This window comes from Streptomyces sp. NPDC006624, assembly GCF_040611555.1.
Taxonomy (GTDB): Bacteria; Actinomycetota; Actinomycetes; order Streptomycetales; family Streptomycetaceae; genus Streptomyces.
Genome location: NZ_JBEXOM010000024.1, coordinates 106,467 through 114,094 on the forward strand (window position 1 = coordinate 106,467; position 7,628 = coordinate 114,094).

9 protein-coding genes are annotated in these 7,628 nt (G+C 72.9%); 5 read left to right on the forward strand and 4 right to left on the reverse strand.

Annotation, left to right across the window (positions count from 1 at the left end; translation table 11 throughout):
• Positions 1 to 140: 140 nt before the first annotated feature.
• Complete coding sequence (locus ABZY20_RS32220) at positions 141 to 1,508, forward strand: MFS transporter (protein ID WP_356446227.1); 1,368 nt, start codon at positions 141 to 143, stop codon at positions 1,506 to 1,508.
• On the opposite strand, the gene ABZY20_RS32225 is transcribed toward ABZY20_RS32220, so the two are convergent.
• From ABZY20_RS32225 to ABZY20_RS32235, 3 genes are all read right to left on the reverse strand, one after another.
• The gene (locus ABZY20_RS32225; RefSeq protein WP_356446252.1) at positions 1,497 to 2,462 is read right to left on the reverse strand and encodes an EamA family transporter; all 966 of its coding nucleotides are present in this window, start codon (positions 2,460 to 2,462) and stop codon (positions 1,497 to 1,499) included. The two genes, ABZY20_RS32220 and ABZY20_RS32225, sit on opposite strands and share 12 nt — an antisense overlap.
• 284 nt (positions 2,463 to 2,746) lie before the next feature.
• Positions 2,747 to 3,457 (reverse strand): winged helix-turn-helix domain-containing protein, encoded by a 711-nt coding sequence (locus ABZY20_RS32230; RefSeq protein WP_356446229.1) that lies wholly within the window; start codon positions 3,455 to 3,457, stop codon positions 2,747 to 2,749.
• A 58-nt stretch (positions 3,458 to 3,515) separates the two neighbouring features.
• Entirely contained in the window at positions 3,516 to 4,157 is a 642-nt protein-coding gene (locus tag ABZY20_RS32235; RefSeq protein ID WP_356446231.1) for a TetR/AcrR family transcriptional regulator, read from the reverse strand.
• Positions 4,158 to 4,232: 75 nt separating this feature from the next.
• Between ABZY20_RS32235 and ABZY20_RS32240 the strand changes: the two genes are divergently transcribed.
• The 3 genes from ABZY20_RS32240 to ABZY20_RS32250 all read left to right on the forward strand — a co-directional run bounded on the left by ABZY20_RS32240 (position 4,233) and on the right by ABZY20_RS32250 (position 6,470).
• Positions 4,233 to 5,384, forward strand: a complete 1,152-nt coding sequence (locus ABZY20_RS32240) for an acyl-CoA dehydrogenase family protein (protein ID WP_356446233.1) — start codon at positions 4,233 to 4,235, stop codon at positions 5,382 to 5,384.
• Between the two features lie 60 nt (positions 5,385 to 5,444).
• Positions 5,445 to 5,699: a YiaA/YiaB family inner membrane protein gene (locus tag ABZY20_RS32245; protein WP_356446235.1), complete on the forward strand. Its 255-nt coding sequence runs from the start codon at positions 5,445 to 5,447 to the stop codon at positions 5,697 to 5,699.
• Between the two features lie 105 nt (positions 5,700 to 5,804).
• Positions 5,805 to 6,470 carry a TetR/AcrR family transcriptional regulator gene (locus ABZY20_RS32250; protein ID WP_356446237.1) on the forward strand — a complete coding sequence of 222 codons (666 nt, stop codon included), beginning with the start codon at positions 5,805 to 5,807 and terminating at the stop codon, positions 6,468 to 6,470.
• Here the strand turns inward: ABZY20_RS32250 and ABZY20_RS32255 are convergent.
• The gene (locus tag ABZY20_RS32255; protein WP_356446239.1) at positions 6,461 to 6,922 is read right to left on the reverse strand and encodes a MaoC family dehydratase; all 462 of its coding nucleotides are present in this window, start codon (positions 6,920 to 6,922) and stop codon (positions 6,461 to 6,463) included. The two genes, ABZY20_RS32250 and ABZY20_RS32255, sit on opposite strands and share 10 nt — an antisense overlap.
• 115 nt (positions 6,923 to 7,037) lie before the next feature.
• Between ABZY20_RS32255 and soxR the strand changes: the two genes are divergently transcribed.
• Positions 7,038 to 7,505, forward strand: coding sequence for a redox-sensitive transcriptional activator SoxR (gene soxR / locus ABZY20_RS32260; protein ID WP_356446241.1), 468 nt, complete (start codon positions 7,038 to 7,040; stop codon positions 7,503 to 7,505).
• The last annotated feature ends 123 nt before the right edge of the window (positions 7,506 to 7,628 follow it).

Below are 7,628 nucleotides of genomic sequence, written 5' to 3' on the forward strand. Positions count from 1 at the left end.
CCCGCCCACCCACTGCATGCCCCGTACAGGCAAAAGTCCTGGTGCGCGACCCGTTGACGGCCATACCGTCCGGTCAGTACGTTCCCCGGAACCTCAGCCACCCCCCGTTCCGTCCCCGCACCCCCCGGAGCGTGCACCGCATGGACACGGCACCGTCCGCTCAGCCCGCCGCCACCCCGCCCGCCGACGGCAACCGCCGCCGGGTCGCCACCGCGGCGGCGCTCGCCTCCGCCGTCGAGTGGTACGACTACTTCGTCTTCGGCATCGCCGCCGCACTCGTCCTCGGCGACCTCTACTTCCCCGCGGGAAGCTCCACCGCCGGAGTCCTGGCCTCCTTCGCCACCTTCGCCGTCGGCTTCCTCGCCCGCCCCCTCGGCGGCATCGTCGCCGGGCACCTCGGCGACAAGCGCGGCCGCAAGCCGATGCTCGTCCTCGCCCTGACGCTCATGGGCGTCGCCACCACCGGCATCGGCCTGCTGCCGACCTACGAGACGATCGGCGTCGCCGCCCCGATCCTGCTCGTCCTGCTCCGCATCGCCCAGGGCGTCGCCGTCGGCGCCCAGTGGGGCGGCGCGATGCTCCTGGCCACCGAGTACGCCCCGGAGGGCAAGCGCGGCGTCTACGGCAGCGTCGTCCAGCTCGGCGTCCCCATCGGCGTCGTCACCGCCAACACCGTCTTCCTCGCGGCCGGCGCGCTCACCACCGACTCGGCGTTCGCGGCCTGGGGCTGGCGCGTGCCGTTCCTGGTCGGCCTGCTCGTCCTCGGCCTCGCCTGGTACATCCACACCCGCGTCGAGGAGACCCCCGCGTTCCGGGAGGCCGAACGCGCCCTCGCCGAGCAGGAGAAGTCCGAGCAGAGCTCCCCGCTGCGCACGATCCTGCGCGGCCACCTCGGCACGGTCCTGCTGGCCGGCGGCTCCTTCGCCGTGAACACCGCGACCTTCTACATCCTCATCACCGGCGTCCTCGACTACACGACCCGTGAACTGGGCATGGAGAAGGGCCCGGTCCTGCTGGTCTCGCTCTGCGTCAGCCTCACCCAGCTCGTGCTCATCCCGGCCGCCGCCGCGCTCTCCGACCGCATCGGCCGCATCCGGATCTACGGGCTCGGCGCGGCCGGCATCGCCCTGTGGGCCGTGCCGCTCTTCCTGCTGATCGACACCGGCTCACTGCTGTGGCTGGCGGTCGGCACGTTCGTCGCCAGCTGCTTCCTGAGCATCATGTACGGCCCGCAGGCGGCCCTGTTCGCCGAGCTGTTCACGCCCGAGATGCGCTACACCGGCGCCTCCCTCGGCTACCAGATCGCGGCCGTCGCGGGCGGCGGGCTCGCGCCCTTCGTCATGGTGCTGCTGCTGGAGGCGACCGGCACCTCGATGGCCGTCTCCGGCTACATCATCGGGCTCTCGGTGATCGCGCTGGTCTCGATCAAGGTCCTCGCGAGCCGGGCGCGTACGGCCGAGGCAAAGGCCGCGCCCGAGGCCAGGGCGGAGGCCGAGTCAGCGAGCTGAGTCCGCGGTCTCCTCGGGCCGGGGCTCCACAACCGCTCCCGGAGCCCCGGCCCGAGCCGCCGTACGCGACCGCGACCGCGACACCGCCACCCCCGCCAGGCACAGCGCCCCACCCACCAGCGTGAGCAGCCCCGGCACCTCGCCCAGGAACATCCAGGACATCAGCACGACCAGCGCGGGCGCCGCGTACGTCGTCGCGCCCATCCGGCTCGCGGTCGTCCGGGACAGGGCGTAGGCCCAGGTCGTGAAGGCGAGGGCGGTCGGGAAGACGCCCAGGTAGAGCATGTTGAGGGTCGCGGAGGCCGGCGCGTCGGCGGCCTGGCCGACGAGCTGCCCCGCGAACGGCAGGCACAGCACCGCACCGACCAGGCAGCCGAACGTCGTCACCTGCAGCGGACTCGCCGAGCCCAGCGCCGGCTTCTGCGCCACGACACCGGCCGCGTAGGCGATCGCCGCCAGCAGGCACAGCACCACGCCGAGCACCGAGGAACCGCCCTCGCCGGACATCGACAGCCCCACGGTCACCGCCCCGGCGAACGACACCGCCATCCCCGCCAGCAGCCGCGGCGGCATCGGATCACCGAGCAGTCGGGCCCCGAGCAGGGCGATGAGGATCGGCCCGGTGTTCACGACCAGGGCGGCCGTCCCGGCGTCGACCTGCTGCTCCGCCCAGTTCAGGGCGACCATGTAGAACCCGAACCAGAGCAGGCCCGACACGGCGATCCCGCGCCAGGCCGGACGCGGGGGCAGTCCCTCCCGGCGCAGCAGGCAGATCACCCCCAGCGTCAGCGCTCCCGCCAGCAGCCGCCCGAGCGCCAGCGCACCCGGCGCGTAGGCCTCGCCCGCGCTCCGGATCGAGACGAAGGCGGACGCCCACAGCACCACGGTGACGGCGGCCGCGCCGGCGGCCAGCAGTTCGCCCCTGCGGGCCGGACGGGACGGGGAGGTGTTCATCATGCTCCAGAGGCTAGGAGGCAGGCGGGCGCGCACGCTCGCGGATTTCGGACGGGACGGCTAGGGCCTGTCGTATGGATCACGCCGCAGACGCGGGGCCTGGCACGCACATCTGCCGCGTTGTCGTCGGTCGCCGACTCCCCCAAGCTCTCGGCTCCGCTCGAGCAGGGGGTACCCCCATCGCGTCGACTCTCCTCCGCCTTGCAGCTGCACGCACCAGGCCCCGCTCACCGGCGCTGACGAAGTACCGCCGATTTCCTGCGCCGTGATCCAAACGACAGGCCCTAGCGCAGCGCGGCCGCCTCGACGCCCAGCAGGTCGGACAGGGCCCGCTCGCCGGCCGCCGTCACCTTCACCGCCCGCCCGGAGCCGATGCGCACGCACCACCCCGTGTCCAGGGCGTGCCGGCACAGGGCCGCGCCCGCGGCGCCCGCGAGGTGGGGGCGGCGCTCGGTCCAGTCGAGACAGGCGCGGGCGAGCGGCCGGCGGCCCTTGTGGTCGAGGGCGACACCGGCCGACGCGAACCACGCCAGCCCCGCGTCGGTCAGCGCGAACCCGGTCTCCTGCCGCAGCAGCCCGCGGGCCGTCAGCGCGTCGGTGAGGACGATGCCGAGCCGCCCGGCGAGATGGTCGTAGCAGGTGCGGCCCCGGGCCATCGCCGACCCGGCGTTCGACTCCCGCAGGCTCCGCGGCCGTGCGGCCGGGTCCGGCGCGACCTGCGCGGCCAGGTCCTCGACCAGTTGCGCGGCCCCGACGCCGGCCAGCCGGACGTACCGGTGCCGGCCCTGCCGCTCCTCGGTGAGCAGCCCGCCCGCGACGAGCCTGCCCAGGTGCTCGCTCAGGGTCGACGCGGCGACGCCCGCGTGCCGCGCCAGTTCGCCCGCGGTCCAGGCCCGCCCGTCGAGCAGCGCGAGCAGGCAGGTCGCCCGGGTCTCGTCGGCGATCAGCGCGGCGAGCCGGGCCAGCGCCGTGGCCCGCGGATCCCTCGTCGTCATGCCCCCAGCATGGAACACGGACGGTTCGGCGGTCGCCGAAGTGTCCCGCCGTGCGGTCCTACGCGGTCCGCCGCACCTGCTCGTACTGCCGGGCCAGCCCGTCCAGCAGGGCCGTCAGACCCGTCTCGAAGGCGCGCTCGTCGATCTTCTCCTGCTGCTCGGCCAGGAGGTGCGCCTGCTGGAGGTGCGGGTAGTCGGCGGGGTCGTAGGCGCTCGCGTCGTCCACGAAGCCCCCGGCGAAGGAGCCGAGGGCGGAGCCCATCACGAAGTACCGCATCAGCGCGCCGATGGAGGTGGCCTGCGCCGGCGGCCAGCCCGCCTCGACCATCGCGCCGTAGACGGCGTCCGCGAGGCGCAGCCCGGCCGGGCGGCGGCCGGGGCCGCGGGCCAGCACCGGGACGATGTTCGGGTGGTCGCGCAGCGCGGCCCGGTAGGAGACGGCCCAGTCGTGCAGCGCGGTCCGCCAGTCCCGGCCGTCCTGGAACATCGACAGGTCCACCTGGCCGCTCACCGAGTCGGCGACCGCCTCCAGGATCTCGTCCTTGGTGCGGAAGTGGTTGTACAGCGAGGGCCCGCTGACGCCCAGTTCGGCGGCGAGCCGGCGCGTGGAGACGGCCGCCAGACCCTCCGCGTCCACGAGCGCCCGGGCCGTCTCGACGATCCGGTCGGTGCTGAGCAGGGGCTTGCGCGGTCGGGCCATGGCGCACATAGTAGGGCTGCCGATATAAACTAGCAGTGCTAATTTAACTGGACCGCTTTCCGTGGGGGTGCCGTGGTGAACCTGGAGCTCAGCGAGGAGCAGACCGCCGTCCGGGAGCTCGCCCGGGACTTCGTGGCGCGCGAGATCGCCCCGCACGCCGTCGCCTGGGACCGGGCCGAGGAGGTCGACCGGTCGATCGTGAAGAAGCTCGGCGAGGTCGGCTTCCTGGGCCTGACCGTCGACGAGGAGTACGGCGGCAGCGGCGGCGACCATCTCGCGTACTGCCTGGTCACCGAGGAGCTGGGCCGGGGTGACTCCTCCGTGCGCGGAATCGTCTCCGTCTCGCTCGGACTCGTGGCGAAGACCGTCGCCGCCTGGGGGAGCGAGGAGCAGAAGCGGCGGTGGCTGCCGGGGCTGACGTCCGGCGCCTCGGTCGGCTGCTTCGGCCTCACCGAGCCGGGCACCGGCTCGGACGCGGGCAACCTCGCGACGCGGGCTGTGCGCGACGGCGGCGACTACGTCGTCAACGGCACCAAGATGTTCATCACCAACGGCACCTGGGCCGACGTCGTCCTGCTCTTCGCCCGCTCCACGGACGCCCCCGGGCACAAGGGCGTCTCCGCCTTCCTCGTCCCCACCGACACCCCCGGCCTGACCCGCCGCACCGTCCACGGCAAGCTCGGGCTGCGCGGGCAGGCCACGGCCGAACTGGTCCTCGAAGACGTCCGCGTGCCCGCCTCCGCACTGCTCGGGGAGGAGGGCAAGGGCTTCTCGATCGCCATGTCCGCCCTCGCCAAGGGCCGGATGTCGGTCGCCGCGGGCTGCGTCGGCATAGCGCAGGCCGCCCTGGACGCGGCGGTGCGGTACGCGGGCGAGCGCGAGCAGTTCGGCAAGGCCATCGCCGGGCACCAGCTGGTCCAGGAACTGATCAGCGACATCGCCGTGGACGTCGACGCCGCCCGGCTGCTGACCTGGCGGGTCGCGGACCTGATCGACCGGGGGCGGCCGTTCGCCGTGGAGTCGTCCAAGGCCAAGCTGTTCGCCTCGGAGGCGGCCGTGCGCGCCGCGAACAACGCGCTGCAGGTGTTCGGCGGCTACGGCTACATCGACGAGTACCCGGCGGGCAAGCTGCTGCGCGACGCCCGCGTGATGACCCTCTACGAGGGCACGAGCCAGATCCAGAAGCTGGTCATCGGGCGGGCGCTGACGGGGGTTTCGGCTTTCTGAGTAGGAGAGTGAGTACGTCAGCGGATGTGGCGCGGGCCACGTCCGCCGATGCTTGGCCCCATGAGTGAGACACCGGGCAAGCAGCAGAACACGGCCGCCTTCTACGGCCAGGCCGTCGCCTCCTTCGCCGTCGCCATGGCGGCCACCGCGATCGGCATCTACCAGCTGAGCGCCGACGCCTGGGTGCGGGGGTTCCTCGCCATCGCCGTCCTGTACCTCGTCACCTCGTCCTTCACCCTGGCGAAGGTGATCCGGGACCGGCAGGAGGGGCCGGGGCCGGTGGCGCCCTCGTACACGCCCTTCGAGAAGCACTGAAAGCGCTGTAGGCACTGACGGTGCCGAAAGCGCCGAGCAGGCCGCTAAGCGCCCGCTCACCTTCGGCGGTATGGTGGTGGCCCTGTCGGTGGAGAGGGGCTAGTGATGAGTACGGCGGAGGAGACGGCCGGCGGCGAGGCGCAGGCGTGGGGCGAGGTCACGCCCGACGCGGCGCGGCGGCTGCTGATCGCCGCGGTGGAGGCCTTCGCCGAGCGCGGGTACCACGCCACGACGACCCGTGACATCGCGGGCCGCGCCGGGATGAGCCCGGCCGCGCTCTACATCCACTACAAGACCAAGGAAGAGCTGCTGCACCGCATCAGCAGGATCGGGCACGAGAAGGCCCTGGAGATCCTGCGGACGGCGTCCCGGCGCGAGGGCAGCCCCACCGAGCGGCTCGCCGACGCCGTGAGCTCCTTCGTCCGCTGGCACGCGGGCGGCCGGACCACCGCGCGGGTCGTGCAGTACGAACTCGACTCCCTCGGGCCCGACGCCCGGGCCGAGATCCTCGGGCTGCGGCGCCAGGTCGACGCGGAGGTGCGCGGGATCATCGAGGAGGGCGTGCGGTCGGGCGACTTCGACGTCATCGACGTGCACGGGACGACGCTGGCCGTGCTGTCGCTCTGCATCGACGTGGCGCGGTGGTTCAACGTCGGCGGGCCCCGGACCCCCGAGGAGGTCGGCGAGCTGTACGCCGACCTCGTGCTGCGGATGGTGGGCGCCGGAGCCGGGGCCGGCGCCGGGGCTGCGCGCGACGTGGCTCAGAAGTAGTAGCGCGCGACGGACTCGGCGACGCAGACCGGCTTGTCGCCGCCCTCGCGTTCCACGGTGAACGCGACGGTGACCTGCGCGCCGCCGGGGACGTCGTCGACGCCGGTGATCCTCGCGGTGGCCCGCAGACGCGAGCCGACGGGGACGGGAGCGGGGAAACGGACCTTGTTCGTCCCGTAGTTGACGCCCATCTTCACGCCCTCGACGGAGATCAGCTGGGGGCCGAAGAGGGGCAGCAGCGACAGGGTCAGGTACCCGTGCGCGATGGTCGTGCCGAAGGGGCCCTGCGCGGCCTTCTCCGGGTCGACGTGGATCCACTGGTGGTCGCCGGTGGCCTCCGCGAACAGGTCGATCCGCTTCTGGTCGATGTCGAGCCAGTCGGTGTGGCCCAGCTGCTCGCCGATCGCCGACTTCAGGTCGTCGACGGAGGTGAAGATCCTCGGCTCTGCCATGTCGTTCCGGCCTCTCGTGTACGGGGGTCCGCGCGTGCGCGCCGTATCTCTAAGCGACTGCTTAGCATGGTCGGCCGCGGGGGCTGTGTCAACGGCTCTGGGTAGGGTTCGAGGGGTGCCCCAGATTTCAGAGAAGATCCACGAACTCACGGTCGGACAGCTGTCGGCGCGCAGTGGGGCGGCGGTGTCCGCACTGCACTTCTACGAGTCCAAGGGCCTGATCAGCAGCAGGCGGACGTCGGGCAACCAGCGGCGGTACTCGCGTGACACGCTGCGGCGGGTGGCGTTCATCAGGGCGGCCCAGCGGGTGGGCATCCCGCTGGCGACGATCCGGCAGGCGCTGGCGGAGCTCCCGGAGGAGCGGACGCCGACGCGGGAGGACTGGGCGCGCCTGTCGGAGGCGTGGCGCTCGGAACTGGACGAACGCATCCGGCAGCTCAACCGCCTCCGCGACCACCTCACCGACTGCATCGGCTGCGGCTGCCTCTCCCTCGACACGTGCGTCCTCTCCAACCCGGGGGACGTCTTCGGCGAGAGCGGGGCCGGGTCGCGGCTGATGGTCGAACGGCGGGGGCGGGGTTAGGGGACTGCGGCGGCCCGCGCGGGGCGCGCCGGGGGGTGCCTCTATGTCCTTCGTCAAGCGAGTCGAGGGCTCCTCGGCTCGTAGAAGGTTCCGTCGCGGAGCATGGCGAACAGGACGCTGATG